The following is a 19687-nucleotide window of genomic DNA, read 5'->3' as shown; positions in this document are numbered from 1 at the left end:
CGTGACGAGTGCCGACGGCCAGCGCGGCTCGGCGACCGTGCTGCTCGTGGCGGTCCTCGGCGTGGGAGTCCTCGTCGGGTCGTCGGCGCTCGCCGCAGCTGGTCACCGGACACAGGCCATCCGCGCCCAGGGCGCTGCCGACGCCGCCGCCGTGGGCACCGCGGCTGCCGCCACCGGACTGGTACCGGGGGCGCCCTGCGCCCTCGCCACCCGGATCGCCACGGCGAACGGGGCCACCCTCGACGCCTGCGAACTCGTCGCCACCACGGCCCGGGTCCGCGTGGTCGTGGGCACCGGTCCGTTCGTCGTCGGCGCACTCGCGGTGGCCGGTCCGGCAGGCGACCCGCCCGAACACTATGTGTATGGTGTGCCTGTCGGCCCGCGGTCACCGATGTCCCGGTCGACCCGGACACGCTCGTGGACAGGGCCGATCAGCACCATCGATCAAGGAGACACGTGCCAGGCACGAAGAAGCTCGTGATCGTCGAGAGCCCTGCGAAGGCGAAGACGATCGCGCAATACCTCGGTGACGGATACGAAGTCCAGGCCTCGGTCGGACACATCCGCGACCTCGTCGAGCCGAAGAACCTGCCGGCCGAGCTCAAGAAGGGCTCCCTCGGCAAGTTCTCGGTGGACGTCGACAACGGCTTCGAGCCGTACTACGTCGTGTCCGACGCCAAGAAGAAGACCGTCTCCGAGCTGAAGCGCGCCCTCAAGGACGCCGACGAGCTCTACCTCGCAACAGATGAAGACCGCGAGGGTGAAGCGATCGCGTGGCACCTGCTGCAGGTCCTGAAGCCGAAGGTCCCCGTCAAGCGGATGGTCTTCCACGAGATCACGAAGGAGGCGATCCAGCGCGCGCAGGAAGCCACCCGTGAGCTCGACACCGCCCTCGTCGACGCGCAGGAGACCCGCCGGATCCTCGACCGTCTCTACGGGTACGAGGTCTCCCCGGTCCTGTGGCGCAAGGTCGCCCCCGGTCTGTCCGCCGGCCGTGTGCAGTCCGCCGCCACCCGTCTCGTCGTCGACCGTGAGCGCGAACGCCTGGCCTTCGTCTCCGCCAACTACTGGGACCTCTCCGCCCGGTTCGAGAAGGCCGGCGAGTCCTCGTTCTCCGCGCGACTCGCCCGGATCCACGGCACCCGTGTCGCCTCCGGTCGTGACTTCGACGACCGCGGCACGCTCAGCGGTGACGTCGTCCGGCTCGACCAGGCCGCTGCCGCGTCGCTGACGACGGTCCTCGAGCGCGCCGGTGACGCCACCGTCCGCAGCGTCGACTCGAAGCCGTACACGCGACGCCCGGCCGCCCCGTTCACCACGTCGACGCTCCAGCAGGAAGCCGCGCGCAAGCTCCGTCTGTCCCCGCGACAGACCGCTCGTGCTGCGCAGACCCTGTACGAGAACGGTTACATCACCTACATCCGTACCGACTCGGTCTCGCTCTCGAAGCAGGCCATCGACGCCGCTCGCAAGCAGGCAGCCGACCTGTACGGTTCGGCCACCGTGCCCGACAAGCCGCGGCTCTACGCGAGCAAGAGCAAGAACGCGCAAGAGGCGCACGAGGCGATCCGCCCCGCCGGCGACTCCTTCCGCACCCCGCAGGACCTGCAGGGAACCCTGACCGGTGTGGAGTGGCGCCTCTACGACCTCATCTGGAAGCGCACCATCGCGTCCCAGATGGCGGACGCCAAGGGTTCGACCGCGTCGATCGTGCTCGGCATCTCCTCCACCGAGTCTGTCGAGGGGATCGCCTCGACCGCGAACGGTACCGACGCCGAGTTCACCGCCTCCGGCACCGTCATCACGTTCCGCGGCTTCCTCAGCGCCTACGAAGAAGGCCGTGACGAGGACCGCCACGAGTCCTCCGAGCGTGCCGGTCAGGACGTCGCCCTGCCGAACGTGGCCCAGGGCGAACACCTCGCGGTCACCGACGTCGAGGCGAAGGGGCACGACACCACCCCGCCGCCGCGCTTCACCGAGGCGAGCCTCATCAAGACGCTGGAAGAGCTGGGGATCGGGCGTCCGTCGACCTACCCCACGATCAGCCCGACGATCATCGACCGCGGCTACGTCTCGCTCCGCGGCACGCAGCTGGTGCCGAACTGGATCGCGTTCAGCGTGGTGCGCCTGCTCGAGGAGTACTTCGGCGAGCTCGTGGAGTACGACTTCACCGCCGAGATGGAAGAAGACCTCGACCGCATCGCCCGCGGCGACGCCGACCGGGTGGACTGGCTCAAGGGCTTCTACTTCGGTGGCGGCGACGACGACCAGCGCGGCCTGCGGACCGTCATCGACAACCTCGGTGAGATCGACGCCCGCGAGATCAACTCGGTCGAGCTCGCTCCAGGCCTCACGCTCCGGATCGGCCGGTACGGCCCCTACATCGAGGTGCCGAGTGACGACCCCGAGAAGCCGCGGCGCGTCAACGTCCCCGAGGACCTCGCTCCCGACGAACTGACCGTCGAGAAGGCGAAGGAACTCGTCGACGCCCCGGTGATCGGCGACCGCGTCGTCGGGATCAACCCGGAGACCGGAAAAGAGGTCCTGGCGAAGGACGGCCGCTTCGGTCCCTACGTCACGGAGCGCACCCCCGAGCCCGAACCCACCGTGGACCCGAAGACCGGCGAGGTCGTCGAGGCACCCCCAGCGGCAGAGGCCCCGGCGGCCGAGGCAGCTGCTGCGACCGCGACGAGCGAGACGGCGACGGCGAAGAAGGCCCCCGCCAAGAAGGCGCCCGCGAAGAAGACGACGAAGAAGGCCGCGGCGCCGAAGGAACGCACCGCCTCGCTCTTCAAGTCGATGGACCCGCAGACCGTCGACCTCGAGACCGCGCTGAAGCTCCTCGACCTTCCCCGCGTCGTGGGCCAGGACCCGGAGACGGGCAACGACATCACGGCGCAGAACGGCCGGTACGGGCCGTACCTGAAGAAGGGGACCGACACCCGGACCCTGCCCGGCGAGGACGCGATCTTCGACATCGACCTGCCCGGTGCACTCGAGCTGTTCGCGCAGCCGAAGTACGGCGGCAACCGCACCGCGAGCGCCGCGCTCAAGGAGTTCGACGCCGACCCGGTGTCCGGCAAGCCGATCAAGATGAAGGACGGCCGGTTCGGCCCGTACGTCACCGACGGTGAGACGAACGCGACCATCCCGAAGGGCGAGGACGTCGAGGCGGTCGACCACGCCCGCGCGGTGCAGCTCATCGCCGACAAGCGTGCCAAGGGGCCGGTCAAGAAGAAGACCCCGGCTCGTCGGACGGCGGCCAAGAAGAAGTGACCGGTCGCTTCATCACGCTCGAGGGCGGCGACGGCGCGGGCAAGACGACCCAGGCGGAGCTGCTCTCGGCGTGGCTCGGTGCGCACGGCCGGACCGTGGTGCGCACCCGTGAACCCGGCGGAACGGACCTCGGCGTCCAGATCCGGCAGATGGTCCTGCACGAGCGGGGCCACGTCGCTCCCCGGGCCGAGGCGCTGCTGTACGCGGCCGACCGTGCCCAGCACGTCGAGACGGTCGTCCGTCCGGCGATCGCCCGTGGCGAGGTCGTCCTGCAGGACCGCTACATCGACTCGTCCGTCGCCTACCAGGGTGTCGCGCGCGGGCTCGGCGCCGAGCAGGTCCGCTCCGTCTCGGAGTGGGCAGCGGACGGTCTGGCACCGGACCTCACGATCCTGCTCGACCTCGACGTCACCGTCGGACGTGCCCGGGTGGCAGCAGCAAGAGGGGGACACCTTCGACCGCCTCGAGTCCGAGGCTGCGGCGTTCCACGAGTCCGTCCGTCAGGCCTTCCTCGAGATGGCCGAGGCCGAGCCGGCGCGCTTCCTGGTGGTCGATGCCTCGGACCCGACCGACGCCGTGCAGGACGCGGTCCGTCGAGCGGTCGCCCCGCTCGTCGGGATCGACCCGGCATGACGGTGGTCACTGACAGGATGGTCCCGTGAGCGTGTGGGACGGCCTGACCGGGCAGGAAGAAGCGGTCGCGTCGCTGCGCAACGCGGCCGAGTCGACCGACGGCACCGGTGGCATGACGCACTCGTGGCTCATCACCGGCCCGCCCGGGTCGGGTCGGTCGAACGTGGCGACCGCCTTCGCCGCGGCGCTCGTGGGCAACGGCCCCGACGACGACCACACCCTGCGGCAGATCACCGCGAAGACCCACCCCGACGTCTCGGTGCTCACCACCCAACGGGTGATCATCACGATCGACGAGATCCGGCAGCTCGTCACCTCGTCGTACTACTCGCCGTCGGTCGGGCGGTACCGCGTCGTCATCATCGAGGATGCCGACCGCATGACCGAGCGCACCTCGAACCTGCTGCTCAAGGCGCTCGAGGAACCCCCGGAGCGCACGGTCTGGATCCTCTGCGCCCCGAGTGAAGCCGACCTGTTGCCGACGATCCGGTCGCGCGTCCGCTCGGTCCGTCTGCGTGTGCCCGGCATCGAGTCCGTCGCCGACCTGCTCGTCGCCCGCACCGGTGTGGACCGCGCCCTCGCGATGGACGCTGCTCGTCAGGCGCAGAGCCACATCGGCATGGCGCAGCGCCTGGCCACGAGCGAGCCCGCACGTGACCGCCGCCGCCGGACCCTGACGACCGTGCTCGGTGTGCGGAGCGTGGGTGACGCCGTCATGGCGGCCGCCGAGCTCCTCGCCGTCGCCGACGAAGACGCCAAGTCCATCACCGAGCAGCGGGACTCCGAAGAGCGCGACGCGGCCCTGCGCTCGCTCGGGGTCGAACCCGGCGGGACGATCCCGCCGGCGCTCCGGTCGCAGCTCCGCGCCCTCGAGGACGATCAGAAACGCCGTGCGACCCGCAGCCTGCGCGATGGCCTCGACCGGATCCTGGTGGACGTCTCCTCGCTGTACCGCGACCTGCTCCTGCTGGGGCTCGGAGCCCCGGCGGAACCGGTCAACCTGGCCATGCGAGACCAGCTCGAGCACGCGCTGCCGACGACACCGCCCGCTGCCGCGCTCGAGGTCCTCGACGCCGTCGCCCTGGCGCGCCAGCGCATCGCGGCAAACGTGGCGGCACTCCTGGCGCTCGAAGCACTGCTCGTCACCATCGCCCGCGCCCGCCGCTGAGGCACGGCGTGCGACAATCACGGCATGCCCGACGCTGAACCCGGCCTGCGCGAACGGAAGCGCCGCGCCACCCGGCGCGCCATCCAGCAGGCCGCGCTCCGGATCGCCATCGAGGACGGCCTCGGCGCGGTCACGGTGGACGAGATCTCCCGGCGGGCCGACGTCTCGCCCCGGACGTTCTTCAACTACTTCCCGAGCAAGGAGCAGGCGATCCTCGGGGACGACCCGCAGCTGCCCGACGACGCGGCGTTGCAGGCGTTCGTCGACGGTGGCCCGAGCGGGGACCTGCTCGCGGACATCGGCACGCTGCTCGTGCACTCCACGCGCGAACTGATCGAGGAGCGCGGGCTCATCGAGGAGCGGCAGCAGGTCCTCCGCGCGAACCCGGAGCTGTTCAGCCGTCGGATGGCGTCCATGAAGGAGTTCCAGGCGGAGCTGCAGGCGGCCGTCGCACGGCGTCTCGAGCACGCCGACCCGGAGCTCGCCGCGGACCCCGAGGCACTCCGTCGTCGCGCGGGTCTCGCGGCCATCGTCGCCCTCGCCGCCCTGCGCCACGCATGGTGGGAGTGGTCGGGTTCCGAAGCAGGGACACACCTGGTGGACGAGCTCGAACGGTCCTTCTCCGAGCTCGGCGTGCTGGTTTCGCGTTCACTCGTCTGAACCTGTATAGTCATTGCTCGTGCCACTCCGGACATGGAGTGTGCGCCGCCTTAGCTCAGTCGGTAGAGCGATTCACTCGTAATGAATAGGTCGTCGGTTCGATTCCGACAGGCGGCTCCGTGAACACCCCGGTCAGGCCCACGCGAAGTGGCTCTGACCGGGGTTTTCGTATTCCGGACGAAAGCCGTGTCCCTCGCCCGAGGGGCAGACGTCGGGCGTGTCCGCGGGCTAGCCTTGTCCGCGATACGGGGGACACGATGACCGACCACCAGCCCAGCGCTCCACCGGCGGTGACGCCGTGCTGAAGCGAGTCCTCGTCATCGTCGTGGTCGCCGCCACCGCCGGAGCTCTCGCAGTGACCGCGGCAGCCGTGCCCGAGTCCGGCGCGACGTCCGCGTCGACCTCGTCGCCGAGCACCGGTCCGTCCGCGACCCCGACGGCGTCCGCGGCCGGCCCCGCGTACCTGGCCGACCGCGAGCCGACCTTCTCCGAGGACTTCGACACCCCCGCCGCCGCCGGCGGCCCCTTCGCCGAGACGTACCGGAACTCGTGGCAGCCGTACCCCGACGGCACCGGTGGCAAGTACTACTCGGACAAGCTCATCAGCGCCCACGACGGCTACCTGGACGTCGCGATGGACGGGGAGCACGGTGCTGCCGGGACGTTCGGCACGCCCACCGGCGCCTGGTCACACGTCGGCGGCACGTTCAGCATCCGCGCGCGGGCGACCGGCGGAGACGGCAACGGGATCGCGGTCATGCTCTGGCCGACGTCGAACGCCTGGGCCGACGGCGAGCTGAACTACCCGGAGGGGCAGTTCGCGGGGTCGCCGCGCGTCTTCCACCACTCGATGCTGCAGGGGCTCGAGCGCCGCTCCGAGCACTACAACACCCGGGTGGCCTGGAAGGACTGGCACACCTACACGACCGAGTGGGTGCCCGGGAAGATCATCCGCTACTACCTCGACGGGAAGCTCGTGTTCACGGTGCCGCGCAACGTGCCCACCACCCCGCACCGCTACATGTTCCAGATCGGCAACTGGGGCGACCCGGGGCACGTGCAGATCGACTGGGTCCGCACCTACGACGCAGAGTGACCAATCCCCCCGGACGGGGGCTCCGAATCAGTCCGGTCGTACGACCCGACACCCGTGTGCTCGCGTCGATGACCCGAACCTCGACGCGGGTGCGCGGGCGGGAACGATCCCCGTTCTGGGGCTGCCCGCCGGGGTCGGCTCGGGCCACGATGAGAGACGAACCCGTTCCGTCGTCACCGAGAGGTCGTCATGCTGCTGTCCCTGGTCTACATGAGCGCGGCGAACGAGGTGTTCGACCAGGAGCGGCTCGACGCACTGCTCGAGCACGCACGGGTCCGCAACACCGCGTCCGGACTGTCCGGCCTGCTCGTCTACAAGGACGGCCGGTTCATGCAGCTGCTCGAGGGGCCCGAGGCGGCGGTGCTCGAGACGTACCAGCGCATCATCGACGACCCGCGGCACACCGACGTCGGCCTGCTGGTGGAGGAGCGCATCCACACCCGGCGCTTCGGCGAGTGGACGATGGCGTTCCACCGCGAACCGGACGCCGACCTGCCCGACGGCTTCGACTCGTTCCTCGCCGAGGGCGACGCGAGCGCCGACACGAGCCGCGCCCGTGAGCTCCTGCGCTGGTTCCGGAACCACCCGATGGCCGCCCCGGACGCGGCGCTCGGCAAGCACCGCCGCTGACGACCCGAGACAGGCCACGCCGCAGCGCACCCCACGCTGGTAGACAGGACCCATGACGGTTCGCTGGGGAGTCATCGGCACGGGCGGCATCGCACGGTCCTTCGTGGGTGACTGCTCCGCGGCCGGTATCGTGTTCACCGCCGTGGGCAGCCGCACCCGCGAACACGCCGAGGCCTTCGCCGCGGAGTTCGGCATCGAGCGGGCCCACGGTTCCTACGAGGACCTGGTGGCGGACGAGCGCATCGACGCGGTCTACGTCGCGACCCCGCACGTCCGGCACGCCGAGGACGCCCTGCTCGCGATCCGGGCGGGCAAGCACGTCCTGGTCGAGAAGGCCTTCACGATGACCGCGGCGGAGGCCCGGACGGTCGTCGACGCAGCTCGGCACGCGGGCGTCGCGGTGATGGAGGCGATGTGGACCCGCTTCCTGCCGCAGATGGCGATGATCCGCGAGATCGTCGCCGAGGGGCGGATCGGCCGCCCGATGGTCGTCGAGGCGACCCACCACCAGGCCCTCCCGACGGGCCCCGACCACCGGCTGCGCGACCCAGCACTCGGTGGTGGAGCGATGCTCGACCTCGGGATCTACCCGGTGTCCTTCGCGGTGGACGTGCTCGGCGTGCCGACCGCGCTCGTCGCAGCGGGCACGCTGAGCGAGCAGGGCGTCGACGAGCAGATGGGCCTGGTCATGACGCACACGGGCGGCGCGCAGTCGATGATCCACTTCGGGATGGACCTGCGGAGCCCGAACACGGCGTCGATCATCGGCGAGACCGGCCGCATCGACCTCGACTCCACCTGGTACACGCCGACCACCTGGCGGATCCGCGACCGCGACGGTGCCGTGGTCGAGGAGTTCGACGGACGCGAGGAACTCGCCGGCTACGAGCACGAGGCACGCGCCTTCGAGACGATGATCACATCGGGCCGCCTCGACGGCGGCCCGATGGACCCGGACGAGACCGTCGCGATCATGGCGGTGCTGGACGAGGCACGTCGCCAGGTCGGGGTCCGGTACCCCGCCGACGGTCCCGTCACGGATCCCTGATCCGGCGCCCGTCCTCGACGGATCCCGCCCCCGGCCTGGAGGCTCCTGCCGCAGTTCCGTAGGATCGGTCACGATGTCCGAGCAGCAGCCCACCCCGCGTTCCGTCCCGGAGCGGTTCCGCGCCGCCGTCACCGCGGCGCGCGCCTCCGCCGCACGACGCCCGGTCCCCTGGATCGCGGGTGGTCTCGCGGCGCTGCTCGTGGTCGGCTCCGGTGGTGCCGTCGCCGTCGCAGCGGCCACGACCCCCGACTCCCGGTCTGCCGCGCCGAGCTCGACCCGGACCGCGTCCTCGGCTCCGGACCGGGCGACCACCACGAAGCGCCCGACGGCGAAGCCGTCCCCGACGCCGACCGCCGACGCCCGTGCGGTGCCGGACGACCTCGCCGGCCCGTCCGCGCTGCGGACCTGCTCGATCGCGCCGGCTGCGTCGGCGAGCGGCCTCGGCGACTTCGAGGGGTACGTGATGGACGCCGAGACGGGCAAGGTCCTGTTCTCGAAGCACGGCGAGCGGGCCGCCCAGACGGGCAGCGTCATGAAGACCCTGACCTCGGCGACCGCGCTCTCCGTGCTCGGGGGCGACCACCGCATCCCGACGACCGTCACACGGGAGTCCGCGAACACCGTCGCCCTGGTCGGGCACGGCGACGCGACGCTGTCCGCCGGCGGCGGCACCGTGTACCCGGGCGCCCCGACCCTCGCCCAGCTCGCGCAGCAGGTGAAGGCGAAGGTGGGCGCCACCCCGGTCACCACGATCGTCACCGACGACTCCTACTGGAGCGATGCCGACGCCTGGGACCCCACGTGGCCGGTCTCCGAGCGCACCATCGGGTACCAGCCGGAGGTCACCGCGCTGATGGTCGACGGCGACCGAGCGAACCCCGCAGCGGCGACGTCACCACGGTCGGAGGACCCGGTCGGACGCGCGGGCGTCGCCTTCCGCACGGCACTGGCGAACGCGGGCGTCGCGGGCGCCGGTTCCGCGCAGATCGTCAAGCGGGCGACGACGGGCACCGAGACGATCGCCACGGTGTCCTCGCAGCCGGTGTCGACGCTCATCGGGCAGATGATCCCGAACTCGGACAACACCCTGGCCGAGATGCTCGCCCGGGTGTCCTCGAAGGAGTCCGGGTCGAACGGCTCGGCGGCGTCCCTGTCGTCCGTGTACCAGTCGGCGCTGCGCTCGTACGGCCTCGACCCGGCCGGCATCGTGATCAAGGACGGCTCGGGCGAGAGCGCCTCGAACGCGGTGTCGCCGGAGTTCGTCGCGCACCTGATGGTGCAGGTCGCCTCCGGAGCGAAGGGCCTCGGGACGCTCGCGAACGCCCTGCCGGTGTCCGGGCAGTCCGGCACCCTCGCGAGCCGGTTCACCGGCGCGAACGCGGTCGCCCGTGGCAAGGTGCACGCGAAGACGGGCTGGATCGACAGCGCGAACACCCTCGGCGGCTACATCGACGCCGCCGACGGGTCCCGGTTGACCTTCGCCTTCTACGCCATCGGTTCGCCGCGCGCGGCGGCACTGCCGGCACTCGACGCGGTGACCGCCGCGACCTACTCGTGCGGGAGCAAGCTCACCGGCTCCTGAGCCGACGGGTGTTGGATGGGTCCATGGCAAGAGCACTGCTCGTCGTGGACGTCCAGAACGACTTCACCGAGGGCGGTGCGCTCGCGGTCACCGGGGGAGCGGCGCTCGCGAAGCGCATCACCGCGTTCCTCGGTCGGCACGGGGACGAGTACGACCTCATCGTGGCGTCCCGCGACTGGCACCACGGGGACGACGACAACGGGGGGCACTTCGCCGGACCCGAAGGACCGGACTTCGTCGACACGTGGCCGGTGCACTGCGTCGCCGGGACGCCCGGTGCCGACTACCACCCCGATCTCGACACCGCACTGATCGACGTCGACGTCCTCAAGGGCCAGGGCACGCCGGACTACTCGGCGTTCCAGGCCGTGACCGAAGCGGGCGTCCCCCTGGCCGACGTGCTCGCCGAGCGCCGCGTGCACACGATCGACGTCGTCGGCATCGCGACCGACCACTGCGTCCGAGCCTCGGCACTCGACGCCCGTGCCGCGGGCCTCGACGTCGCCGTGTACGAGGACCTGGTGGCCGGTGTCGACGCCGAGCACAGCGCCCGGGCGCTCGACGAGATCCGGGCGGCCGGCGGACACGTCGACCGCAGCGACATGGACGAGGGCCTCGCGAACCCAGGAGGAGCACGACTGTGACCGACACCACCACGAACGAAACCAGCACCACCACCACCACCGTCGCCGACGATCACGTCCGCGTCGAGAACGTCCCCACCGGACTCTTCATCGGGGGCACCTGGCGCGCCTCGTCCAGCGGGTCCACCTTCGCCGTGCACGACCCGTCGACCGGGGCCGTCTTGGCCGAGGTTGCCGACGCCACTCCCGAGGACGGCCTCGCGGCCCTCGACGCAGCCGCCGCGGCGCAGGAGTCGTGGGCAGCGACGGCCCCGCGCACGCGCTCCGACATCCTGCGCCGGGCCTTCGACCTGGTGCACGAGCACGCCGACGACCTCGCGGCCCTGATGTCGCTCGAGATGGGCAAGCCGCTGGCCGAGGCCCGCGGCGAGGTCGTCTACGGCGGCGAGTTCCTGCGGTGGTTCTCGGAGGAAGCCGTCCGCATCACCGGCGACTACCGCACGAACCCCGAGGGCACCGGCCGCGCGATCGTGCTGAAGCGTCCGGTCGGCCCCGTCTACGCGATCACACCGTGGAACTTCCCGCTCGCGATGGCGACCCGGAAGATCGGACCGGCCCTGGCCGCCGGTTGCACGGTGGTCGCGAAGCCGGCCGACCTCACCCCGCTGACGACCCTGTTCCTGGTCGAGCTGTTCCGCCGTGCCGGGCTGCCGGACGGTGTGCTCAACGTGATCCCGTCGAGTGACGCCAAGGGGCTGTCGGAGCCGATCATCGCCGACCCGCGCCTGCGCAAGCTGACGTTCACCGGTTCGACCCCGGTCGGTTCGGCGCTCCTCAAGCAGGCGGCGGACAACGTGCTCAAGACGAGCATGGAACTCGGCGGCAACGCCCCGCTGCTCGTGTTCGACGACGCGGACCTCGACGCGGCGGTGGACGCGGCCATGCTCGCGAAGTTCCGCAACACGGGCGAGGCCTGCACCGCTGCGAACCGGTTCTTCGTGCAGGACGGCATCGCCGACGCGTTCGTCGCGGCCCTCACCGCGAAGGTGGACGCCCTGCGCGTCGGCCGGGGAACCGAGGACGGCACGACGCTCGGACCGCTCATCGACGACCGGGCCGTGGACAAGGCCGCGTCGCTCGTCGACGACGCCCTCGGCCGCGGTGCCCGGCTCGTCACCGGCGGCCACCGGATCGACCGCCCGGGCACCTTCTACGAGGCGACGGTGATCGACGACGTGCAGCCCGGCTCGGAGATCATGACGACGGAGATCTTCGGACCGGTCGCCTCGGTGACGCGCTTCAGCACCGAGGACGAGGGGATCCGGCTCGCGAACGACACCGAGTACGGACTCATCGCCTACGCCTTCACGACCGACTTCCGGCGCGGCCAGCGACTCGCTGAGCGTCTGGAGACGGGCATGCTCGGGCTGAACACGGGCGTCGTGTCCAACGCGGCGTTCCCGTTCGGCGGCGTGAAGTCCTCGGGCCTCGGCCGCGAGGGATCGCACGAGGGCATCGAGGAGTACCTCGAGACCGTCTACGTGCTGACGCCGGACCCGTTCGCAGCCTGAGCCCGAGTCGCCGGGTACGGCCGCGGTGCACGCGGCCGTCCCCGGACTCACACGAGCAGCTGGTGCTTCGCCAGGTCGCGGTAGAGCGGCGTCGACTCCACGAGCTCGGAGTGCGTGCCGCTGCCGACGACGCGGCCGTGCTCGAGCACGACGATCACGTCGGAGTCGACCACCGTCGACAACCGGTGCGCGATCACGAGCAGCGTGCGGTCCTCGGCGACGGCGTCGATCGCGAGCCGCATCTTCTGCTCGTTGACCCCGTCGAGTGACGACGTCGACTCGTCGAGCAGCAGGATCGGGGGAGCGGCGAGCAGCGCGCGGGCGATGGCCAGGCGCTGCCGTTCCCCACCGGAGAGCATCACGCCGTCCTCACCGACCTGCGCGTCGAGACCGCGGGGATCGCGGTGCAGGACCTCGCCGAGGTTGACCGCCTCGAGCACCCGGACGCAGTCGTCCTCGGTGGCGTTCGGCGACCCGAGCAGCAGGTTGGCGCGGATCGTGCCGGCGAGCACGGGGGCGTCCTGCTCGACGTAGCCGATCTGGGCACGGAGCTCGTCGCGGTCCATCCCGCGGACGTCGATGCCACCCAGGCGGATGACGCCGTCGGTGGGGTCGTAGAACCGCTCGATGAGCGCCAGGGTCGTCGACTTGCCGGCACCGGACGGGCCCACGAGTGCGACTCGCGAGCCGCGGGGCACCCGGAACGACACGTCATGGAGCACCACGTCGTCGGCCGGGCGCTCGTCGTCGACGTGATCCGGGCCTCCTGGGCGGTCCGCGGGGTCGGACGCGACCGCGCCGTCGGCACCCGAGGCGTCCGCCTGAGCGCGGTAGCGGAACGACACGTGCTCGAACGCGATGGCGTCGTCGGTGGCGACCGCTGCGGCGGGTCGGACCGACTCGTCGTCCTGGGACTCGGTCGGCAGGTGCAGGATCTCCTCGATCCGGCCGAGCGCGCCGAGTGCCTGGGCGACGGCCACGGCCGCGCCCATCGCCTGGCCGAGCGGCATGATCATCATGAAGAGCAGCAGGATGAACGTGATGAGCGTCGCGATGGTGATGGTGCCGGCCGCGACCTGTGCCCCGCCGACGCCCAGGACGGCGATGAACGCGACCTGCATGACGATGCTGGCGACGGGGACGACGAAGGCGGACATCTTGGCGATGTCGAGGCCCCGCTTGTAGGCCTCGGTCGCGTGGCCGTCGACCTCGCGAACCTCGCGCTCGGTGGCGCCGGCCGCTCGGATGGTGCGGACCGCGCCGATCCCGCGTTCGACGGCGGCGGTGAGGTCGCCGACCTTCTCCTGCGCGCGCTTCGAGGCGACCCGGATGCGACGGCTCAGCCCGCCGACGACGACGATGGCGACCAGGACGATGACGATCACGATGCCGAGCAGCAGCGGGTCGATGATCGCCATCGCGACGATGGCACCGACGAACGTGAGCGCGCCGCCGATCGACTCGATCAGTCCCTGGGTCAGGACGGCCCGCAGGAGCGTGGTGTCGCTGCCGACGCGGGACACCAGGTCACCGGTCCGGCGGGTGTCGAACTCCGAGATCGGCAGGTTGAGGATGCGGGCGATGAGCTTGCGGCGGGTGGAGAGCACGACGCCCTCACCCGCGCGCTGCAGCAGGAAGTGCTGCACACCGTTCAGCACCCCCGCGACGATGACGAGCCCGACCAGCAGCCACACGAGCGTGCTGAGGGTGTTGCCCTGCTGCACGGCGGTGATGACCTGGTTGACCAGGAGTGGCTGCGCGAGCGAGGCCCCCGCACCGAGGACGCTCAGCACGATGATCACGACCATCGCGGGTTTGTTCTCGAACAGGTAGGACAGCAGGCGACCGAACGTGGCGCGGGGGCCGTCGGAGGTCTTCGGGCGTGCGAAGGGGAAGCTCATCGTGTTCCTAGTTTCTGCCGTACTTCTTGTGCACTGCCTGTCGGCTGACACCGAGCAGCGTCGCGATCTCCTGCCACGAGGCGCCGGCGGTGCGTGCACGTCGCGCGGCGAGCTCTTCGGTCCGGTCGAGCTCACGGCGCAGTTCCCGCACGTTGGCGAGGGCGGAGAACGGGTCGTCCCCCGATGCTCCGGCCGCGAGGCTCGTGATGGTCGGTCGGTCCATGCCTGTCAACCTACATTGACGCACCGACATCCGTCAACCTACGTTGACGGCGTCTCGCCGCGCTGCATCGGGTGCGCAGACGCCGGCGTCTTCGTTCGACGCCGCCACGCGCGCGAGACGCCGCCGAATCCGGCGGCGTCTCGGAGGGCATGCGGCGTCCCGCTGACACGACGGCGTGTTGCGGGGGGGGGGGGGCGAGGCGCGCACATGACGGACGGGAGGCCCGGCGCCAGCTGGCACCGGGCCTCCCGTTCGTCAGGTGGTCGCCGATCAGGCGTCGGCGAAGTCCTTCGACTTCGTCTCGCGCACGAAGAGCAGCGCGACCAGGGTCACGACCGCGGCGATCGTCAGGTACAGGCCGACCAGGAAGATGTTGCCGTCCGGCTTCCAGAGTGCCAACGCGATGGTCGGGGCGAGTGACGCACCGAGGATCGACGCGACGTTGTACGCGATGGCCGAGCCGGTGTACCGGACGTTCGTCGGGAACAGCTCGGGCAGCAGCGCACCCATCGGACCGAAGGTCAGCCCCATCAGCGAGAGCCCGACGACGAGGAACGTCACCACGGTGATCGGCCCACTCGACGCCGCGAACCAGAACTGGAACGTCAGGCCGAACAGCGCGATGCCGATCGTGGTCGGGATGAGGGTCTTGCGGCGGCCGAACCTGTCGGCGAGCAGCCCGGCGATCGGGGTGAAGATGCCGAAGAACACGACGCCGATCATGAGCAGCGTCAGGAACTCGCCACGGGTGTAGCCGAGGCCGACCTTCGGGACGAGCGGGCTGTTCTCGGTGCCGGTGGTGCCGTACTGCAGGGTGAAGGTCGTCAGGAAGTAGAAGAGCACGTAGGTGGCGACCATGCCGAAGGTGCCGATGATGACCGCCCGCCACGAGGTGCGGAACACCCGGCCGAGCGGGACCTTCGCGACCGTGCCGGACTCCTGCACACCGCGGAACACCGGCGACTCGACGAGCTTGAAGCGCACGTAGAGGCCGATGATGACGAGCACGGCGGAGAGCAGGAACGGGATGCGCCAGCCCCACGCCTGGAAGTCGGCGTTCGGGGTCCCGTCTGCGCCGGCGGGCATCGCCGCGTTGATCGCGATGAACAGGCCGTTCGCGAGCAGGAAGCCGATCGGGGCACCGAGCTGCGGCATCGAGCCGAACACGCCGCGCTTGCCCTTCGGCGCGTTCTCGGTCGCGAGCAGGGCCGCGCCGGACCACTCGCCGCCGAGCCCGACGCCCTGGGCGAAGCGCATCACGGCGAGCAGGACCGGGGCCCAGACCCCGATGGTGTCGAACGTCGGCAGGCAGCCGATCAGGAACGTGGCGGTGCCCATCACGAGCAACGATGCGACGAGGGTGGTCTTGCGGCCGATCCGGTCGCCGAAGTGTCCGAAGACGATCGACCCGACCGGCCGGGCGAAGAACGCCAGGGCGAACGTGACGAAGGAGGACAGCTGCGAGGCCGTCGGGTCTTCGTTCGGGAAGAACAGCGTCGGGAAGACGAGCACCGCGGCGGTCGCGTAGACGTAGAAGTCGTAGAACTCGATCGACGTGCCGACGAGGCTCGCGATGACGACGCGGGAGCGCGGGTTGCCGGCGGGTGCCGGAGCGGAGGTGGGGGTTGCGGGTGCCGGGGCGGCGGTCATGACAGTGCGGGGTCTTCCGTGCTGCGTGCTCCCGACGGGGAACACGAGGATCCGAAACGGCGGACACCGATCGGTTCGCGCGGGGTGGCGCGGGCACCGATCGGGTGCGTTCGGCTGAGGGGGGACCGCTTGTGACGGAAGCCCGATCATACGACAGATGTCGTCTGCCTGCGAATCAGCCCAGAGTCAGCTGGCTGCAGCGTCCGTTGCCGGCGCGTGCTCAGGCACCCGCGCCGGCACCCGCTTCGAGGTGCTCGGGCAGTTGGTGGCCCATCCGGTCGCGCTTGGTGTCGAGGTACCCGGCGTTCTGTGCCGAGATGCCGACGACGAGCGGCACGAGGGAGGCGACGGTGATGCCGTGCTCCTCGAGCTGGCGGCGCTTCTCCGGGTTGTTGGACAGCAGCCGGACGCGGGTGATCCCGAGGTCGGCGAGGATGCCCGCGGCGCCGCCGTAGGCGCGGGAGTCGGCGGGCAGGCCGAGCGCGAGGTTGGCGTCGAGGGTGTCGAGACCGTCCTCTTGCAGGCGGTAGGCCTTGAGCTTGTTGATGAGACCGATGCCGCGGCCCTCTTGCCCGCGCAGGTAGATGACCACACCGCCCTCGGCCGCGATCGTGTCGAGCGCGGCGTCGAGCTGGGGGCCGCACTCGCACTTGAGCGACCCGAAGGCCTCACCGGTCAGGCACTCGGAGTGCACCCGGACGAGCGCGCCGTCGGTGGGCATCGATCCGTCTGGCAGGGTGCCGATGATCGCGACGTGCTCCGCGCTCGTCACGAGGTCGCGGTAGGCGCGCATCTGGAAGGTGCCGTGGGTGGTCGGCACGTTCGTCGACACCTCGAACTTGACCGGGCTCCCCGGCGTGGGCGAGGTCAGCGCATCGGTCATGGGGTGCTCCGGTCGTTCGTGGGCCCGTCGTTCCCGAGCCCGGGTGTCGCGTCGTGCTGCTGCTGGCGGTCGTGCTGGTGCTGGTTCTGGTGCTGCGGACGGTGCGGTCGGGCTCGGACCAGCAGGTCGGGGCCGAGGCTGGTGGTCGATAGTACGTCCAACCGCCGACGGTCGGAGATGCTTCCCACCCCCAGGTCGTCGAGGGCGACACGGGGTCCGCCGAGCAGCACCGGGGCGAGGTACACCAGGTACTCGTCGACGAGTCCGGCGGCGATGAGCGCCGAGGCGACCGTGGGGCCACCCTCGACGAACACCGAGTGCACGCCGTGCCCGCGCAGCGCACCGAGCGAGGTGGCCAGGTCGTGTCCGGGCAGGGTGACGAGCCCGCGCGGGTGCCGACGGACCGCGGCGTCGGCCGGCACCGGGCGGTCACCGAGCACCACGGCGAGCGGCTGGTCGGCGAGCAGTTCGCCGGCGTCCCCGCGGGCGGTCAGGCTCGGGTCGTCGGCCAGGACGGTGCCGGTGCCGACGAGGATCGCGTCGTGGGCGGCGCGCTGTTCGTGGACGTGCTGTCGTGCGGCGGCGCCGGTGATCCACTTGCTCGTGCCGTCGGCAGCGGCGGCGCGCCCGTCGAGGCTGGAGGCCCACTTCACGGTGACCCACGGTCGGCCGAGCCGGACCGAGAGCATCCACCGTTCGAGGAACGCCTCGGCCTGGTCGGCCAGGACGCCGGAGACGACCTGCACCCCGGCGGCGCGGAGTCGGTCGGCGCCGCCGTGCACGTCGGCTCCGGGGTCGTCGATCGCGTAGACGACCCGGGCGATCCCGGCGTCGAGCAGTGCCACGGCGCACGGTCCGGTGCGCCCGACGTGGTTGCAGGGTTCGAGGGTGACGACCGCCGTCGCGCCGCGCAGCAGTGCCGGATCGACCTTGGCCATCGCGTCGACCTCGGCGTGCGGGGTGCCGGCGCCCTTGTGCCACCCCTCGGCGAGGACCTCACCGGTGGGCGAGAGGATCACGGCGCCGACGCGGGCGTGGTCGCCGACGGCGGGCCCGAGGGCCGCGAGTTCGAGCCCGCGGCGCATCGCCCGGACCTCGGTGGGTCGTGCCGTGTCGCTCACGGGCCGAGCCTACCGGCGGTGGTTGGGTGACACGTCACCACGGTTGTGAGCGCGTTCAGGCGCTGGGCCACGGGAGCTCGGAGGTGGGAACACCGTCGGCGCGTCGCAGTGCGGTCCACGCCGTGGTCGGGCCGCCGTCCCGGTCCGGCACCCGGGCTGCGCCGAGGCCGGTGTACGAGAACCCGGCCGCGCGGGCGACCGCCGCCGAGGCCGTGTTGCCCTCGTAGCACTCCCAGTAGACGTCCGGCGCGCCCTGCTCGAACGCCCAGTCGACCACGAGCCGGACGGCGTCGTGCATGAGCCCGGCACCGCGCGCGGACGGTGCGAGCCAGAACCCGAGGTCACGACCGGCCGTGCGGTAGCTGATGATGCCCGCCAGCCACGTCGAACCGGCCGGTCGGATCGCCCACGTGTACTCGCGGTCCGAGGCCCACCCCGGTCCGACCAGGGCGTCGACGAAGGTGCGGGCGTCCTGCTCGCGGTACGGCGTCGGCACCGTCGTCCACCGGATGATCTCCGGGTCCTGGCAGGCCTCGGTGATCGCCGCGGTGTCGGCGCGGGTGGGCAGGTCGAGCCGGACCCGCGCCGACTCGAGCGTGACGGGCTGCACGGTCAGCCGCGCGACCGCGGGACGAACCCGATGCGGTCGTAGACGCGGGCCAGGGTCTCCTGCGCGATCGACTCGGCGCGGTCCGCGCCGACGGCGAGCAGCCGGTCGAGCTCCGCCGGGTCGTCGAGGAGTTCGAGTGTGCGGGCGCGGACCGGTTCGAGCTCGGCCACGACGGCGTCGGCGACCTCGCCCTTCAGGTCGCCGTAGCCCTTGCCGGCGAACGATTCCTCGAGCGCGGCGATCGAGGTGCCGGTGAACGCCGACAGGATCGACAGCAGGTTCGTCACGCCGGGCTTGGCCTGGCGGTCGGCGCGGATCTCCCGCTCGGCGTCGGTGACGGCCGACTTGATCTTCTTGGCGGTGCGCTTCGGGTCGTCGAGCAGGCGGATGAGGCCGTTGTCCGACGCTGCGGACTTGCTCATCTTGCTGGTCGGGTCCTGCAGGTCGTAGATGCGCGCGGTCTCGGTCAGGATCCGTGCCTCGGGTGTGACGAAGGTGTCACCGAACCGCGAGTTGAAGCGTCCGGCCAGGTCGCGCGTGAGCTCGACGTGCTGGCGCTGGTCGTCGCCGACCGGCACGACCCTGGTGTCGTAGAGCAGGATGTCCGCGGCCATCAGGATCGGGTAGGTGAAGAGCCCGACCGACGCGGCCTCGGCACCCTGGCGTGCCGACTTGTCCTTGAACTGGGTCATCCGGCTCGCCTCGCCGAAGCCGGTCAGGGTGTTCAGCACCCAGGCGAGTTCGGCGTGCGCGGGCACGTGTGACTGCACGAACAGCGTCGCCTTGGACGGGTCGATGCCCGACGCGATGTACTGCGCAGCGGTGGCCCGGGTGTTCGCGCGGAGCTCGGCCGGGTCCTGGGGTGAGGTGATCGCGTGCATGTCGACGACGCAGTAGATGGCGTCGTAGTCGTCGAGCAGGGTCCTCCACTGCATGAGCGCCCCGACGTAGTTGCCGAGGTGCAGCGATCCGGCGGACGGCTGGATGCCCGAGAAGATGCGGGTCTTGGTCATGGTGGTGCTCCGGTGCGTCAGGTGAAGCGAGAGAAGAG

General features: G+C 71.1%; 16 protein-coding genes, 1 tRNA gene and 2 pseudogenes. 12 read left to right on the top strand and 7 right to left on the bottom strand.

All coding sequences use genetic code 11. The features are described from left to right. Position 1: 1 nt before the first annotated feature. The 12 genes and pseudogenes from ACZZ9K_RS05080 to ACZZ9K_RS05025 all read left to right on the top strand — a co-directional run bounded on the left by ACZZ9K_RS05080 (position 2) and on the right by ACZZ9K_RS05025 (position 12248). Positions 2–481, top strand: a complete 480-nt coding sequence (locus ACZZ9K_RS05080) for a hypothetical protein (protein ID WP_138803802.1) — start codon at positions 2–4, stop codon at positions 479–481. After that, positions 457–3276 (top strand): type I DNA topoisomerase, encoded by a 2820-nt coding sequence (gene topA, locus ACZZ9K_RS05075; protein WP_463443473.1) that lies wholly within the window; start codon positions 457–459, stop codon positions 3274–3276. Before ACZZ9K_RS05080 ends, topA begins: the two co-directional genes overlap by 25 nt. Continuing rightward, a pseudogene (tmk, locus tag ACZZ9K_RS05070) lies at positions 3273–3909 on the top strand (dTMP kinase). The gene topA and the pseudogene tmk overlap by 4 nt, the downstream one beginning before the upstream one ends. A gap of 25 nt (positions 3910–3934) precedes the next feature. Next, the gene (locus ACZZ9K_RS05065; RefSeq protein WP_027466411.1) at positions 3935–5077 is read left to right on the top strand and encodes a DNA polymerase III subunit delta'; all 1143 of its coding nucleotides are present in this window, start codon (positions 3935–3937) and stop codon (positions 5075–5077) included. A 24-nt stretch (positions 5078–5101) separates the two neighbouring features. After that, positions 5102–5737, top strand: coding sequence for a TetR/AcrR family transcriptional regulator (locus ACZZ9K_RS05060; RefSeq protein WP_138803799.1), 636 nt, complete (start codon positions 5102–5104; stop codon positions 5735–5737). Positions 5738–5781: 44 nt separating this feature from the next. Further along, positions 5782–5854: transfer RNA gene (locus tag ACZZ9K_RS05055), tRNA-Thr, on the top strand. Positions 5855–6035: 181 nt separating this feature from the next. Further along, on the top strand, positions 6036–6833 hold the full coding sequence (locus ACZZ9K_RS05050) for a glycoside hydrolase family 16 protein (protein WP_463443472.1): 798 nt from the start codon (positions 6036–6038) through the stop codon (positions 6831–6833). A gap of 189 nt (positions 6834–7022) precedes the next feature. After that, on the top strand, positions 7023–7463 hold the full coding sequence (locus ACZZ9K_RS05045) for a BLUF domain-containing protein (RefSeq protein WP_463443471.1): 441 nt from the start codon (positions 7023–7025) through the stop codon (positions 7461–7463). 52 nt (positions 7464–7515) lie between these two features. After that, positions 7516–8511 carry a Gfo/Idh/MocA family protein gene (locus tag ACZZ9K_RS05040; RefSeq protein WP_463443470.1) on the top strand — a complete coding sequence of 332 codons (996 nt, stop codon included), beginning with the start codon at positions 7516–7518 and terminating at the stop codon, positions 8509–8511. Positions 8512–8584: 73 nt separating this feature from the next. Beyond that, the gene (gene dacB, locus ACZZ9K_RS05035; RefSeq protein WP_463443469.1) at positions 8585–10093 is read left to right on the top strand and encodes a D-alanyl-D-alanine carboxypeptidase/D-alanyl-D-alanine endopeptidase; all 1509 of its coding nucleotides are present in this window, start codon (positions 8585–8587) and stop codon (positions 10091–10093) included. Positions 10094–10116: 23 nt separating this feature from the next. Next, positions 10117–10737, top strand: coding sequence for an isochorismatase family protein (locus ACZZ9K_RS05030; RefSeq protein WP_463443468.1), 621 nt, complete (start codon positions 10117–10119; stop codon positions 10735–10737). Beyond that, positions 10734–12248: an NAD-dependent succinate-semialdehyde dehydrogenase gene (locus ACZZ9K_RS05025; protein WP_463443467.1), complete on the top strand. Its 1515-nt coding sequence runs from the start codon at positions 10734–10736 to the stop codon at positions 12246–12248. Before ACZZ9K_RS05030 ends, ACZZ9K_RS05025 begins: the two co-directional genes overlap by 4 nt. Positions 12249–12295: 47 nt before the next feature. Here ACZZ9K_RS05025 and ACZZ9K_RS05020 read toward each other — a convergent pair whose 3' ends face one another. From ACZZ9K_RS05020 to trpS, 7 genes and pseudogenes are all read right to left on the bottom strand, one after another. After that, positions 12296–14149, bottom strand: a complete 1854-nt coding sequence (locus tag ACZZ9K_RS05020) for an ABC transporter ATP-binding protein (RefSeq protein ID WP_463443466.1) — start codon at positions 14147–14149, stop codon at positions 12296–12298. A 7-nt stretch (positions 14150–14156) separates the two neighbouring features. After that, positions 14157–14372 carry a hypothetical protein gene (locus tag ACZZ9K_RS05015; protein WP_027466417.1) on the bottom strand — a complete coding sequence of 72 codons (216 nt, stop codon included), beginning with the start codon at positions 14370–14372 and terminating at the stop codon, positions 14157–14159. A 270-nt stretch (positions 14373–14642) separates the two neighbouring features. Then, on the bottom strand, positions 14643–16022 hold the full coding sequence (locus tag ACZZ9K_RS05010; RefSeq protein ID WP_138803794.1) for an MFS transporter: 1380 nt from the start codon (positions 16020–16022) through the stop codon (positions 14643–14645). 220 nt (positions 16023–16242) lie between these two features. Then, positions 16243–16872, bottom strand: a pseudogene (gene ribA, locus ACZZ9K_RS05005) (GTP cyclohydrolase II); the annotation flags it as partial. 29 nt (positions 16873–16901) lie between these two features. Next, entirely contained in the window at positions 16902–17990 is a 1089-nt protein-coding gene (gene ribD / locus ACZZ9K_RS05000; RefSeq protein WP_463444735.1) for a bifunctional diaminohydroxyphosphoribosylaminopyrimidine deaminase/5-amino-6-(5-phosphoribosylamino)uracil reductase RibD, read from the bottom strand. Between the two features lie 91 nt (positions 17991–18081). After that, positions 18082–18636 (bottom strand): GNAT family N-acetyltransferase, encoded by a 555-nt coding sequence (locus ACZZ9K_RS04995; RefSeq protein ID WP_463443465.1) that lies wholly within the window; start codon positions 18634–18636, stop codon positions 18082–18084. 2 nt (positions 18637–18638) lie between these two features. Continuing rightward, on the bottom strand, positions 18639–19649 hold the full coding sequence (gene trpS, locus ACZZ9K_RS04990; protein ID WP_071244338.1) for a tryptophan--tRNA ligase: 1011 nt from the start codon (positions 19647–19649) through the stop codon (positions 18639–18641). Positions 19650–19687: the final 38 nt, after the last annotated feature.

The sequence above is a fragment of the Curtobacterium sp. AC268 genome (assembly GCF_979258745.1).
Note: the sequence above shows the minus strand (reverse complement) of the source record. Positions and strands in the feature narration are given on the sequence as shown.

Bases quoted from the DNA above. Each gene is read 5' to 3' on its own strand.
- ribD (WP_463444735.1), bottom strand. From the start codon at position 17,990: ATGCGCCGCGGGCTCGAACTCGCGGCCCTCGGGCCCGCCGTCGGCGAC.
- trpS (WP_071244338.1), bottom strand. From the start codon at position 19,649: ATGACCAAGACCCGCATCTTCTCGGGCATCCAGCCGTCCGCCGGATCG.
- ACZZ9K_RS05015 (WP_027466417.1), bottom strand. From the start codon at position 14,372: ATGGACCGACCGACCATCACGAGCCTCGCGGCCGGAGCATCGGGGGAC.
- ACZZ9K_RS05020 (WP_463443466.1), bottom strand. From the start codon at position 14,149: ATGAGCTTCCCCTTCGCACGCCCGAAGACCTCCGACGGCCCCCGCGCC.
- ACZZ9K_RS05030 (WP_463443468.1), top strand. From the start codon at position 10,117: ATGGCAAGAGCACTGCTCGTCGTGGACGTCCAGAACGACTTCACCGAG.
- ACZZ9K_RS05045 (WP_463443471.1), top strand. From the start codon at position 7,023: ATGCTGCTGTCCCTGGTCTACATGAGCGCGGCGAACGAGGTGTTCGAC.
- dacB (WP_463443469.1), top strand. From the start codon at position 8,585: ATGTCCGAGCAGCAGCCCACCCCGCGTTCCGTCCCGGAGCGGTTCCGC.
- ACZZ9K_RS05010 (WP_138803794.1), bottom strand. From the start codon at position 16,022: ATGACCGCCGCCCCGGCACCCGCAACCCCCACCTCCGCTCCGGCACCC.
- ACZZ9K_RS05060 (WP_138803799.1), top strand. From the start codon at position 5,102: ATGCCCGACGCTGAACCCGGCCTGCGCGAACGGAAGCGCCGCGCCACC.
- ACZZ9K_RS05040 (WP_463443470.1), top strand. From the start codon at position 7,516: ATGACGGTTCGCTGGGGAGTCATCGGCACGGGCGGCATCGCACGGTCC.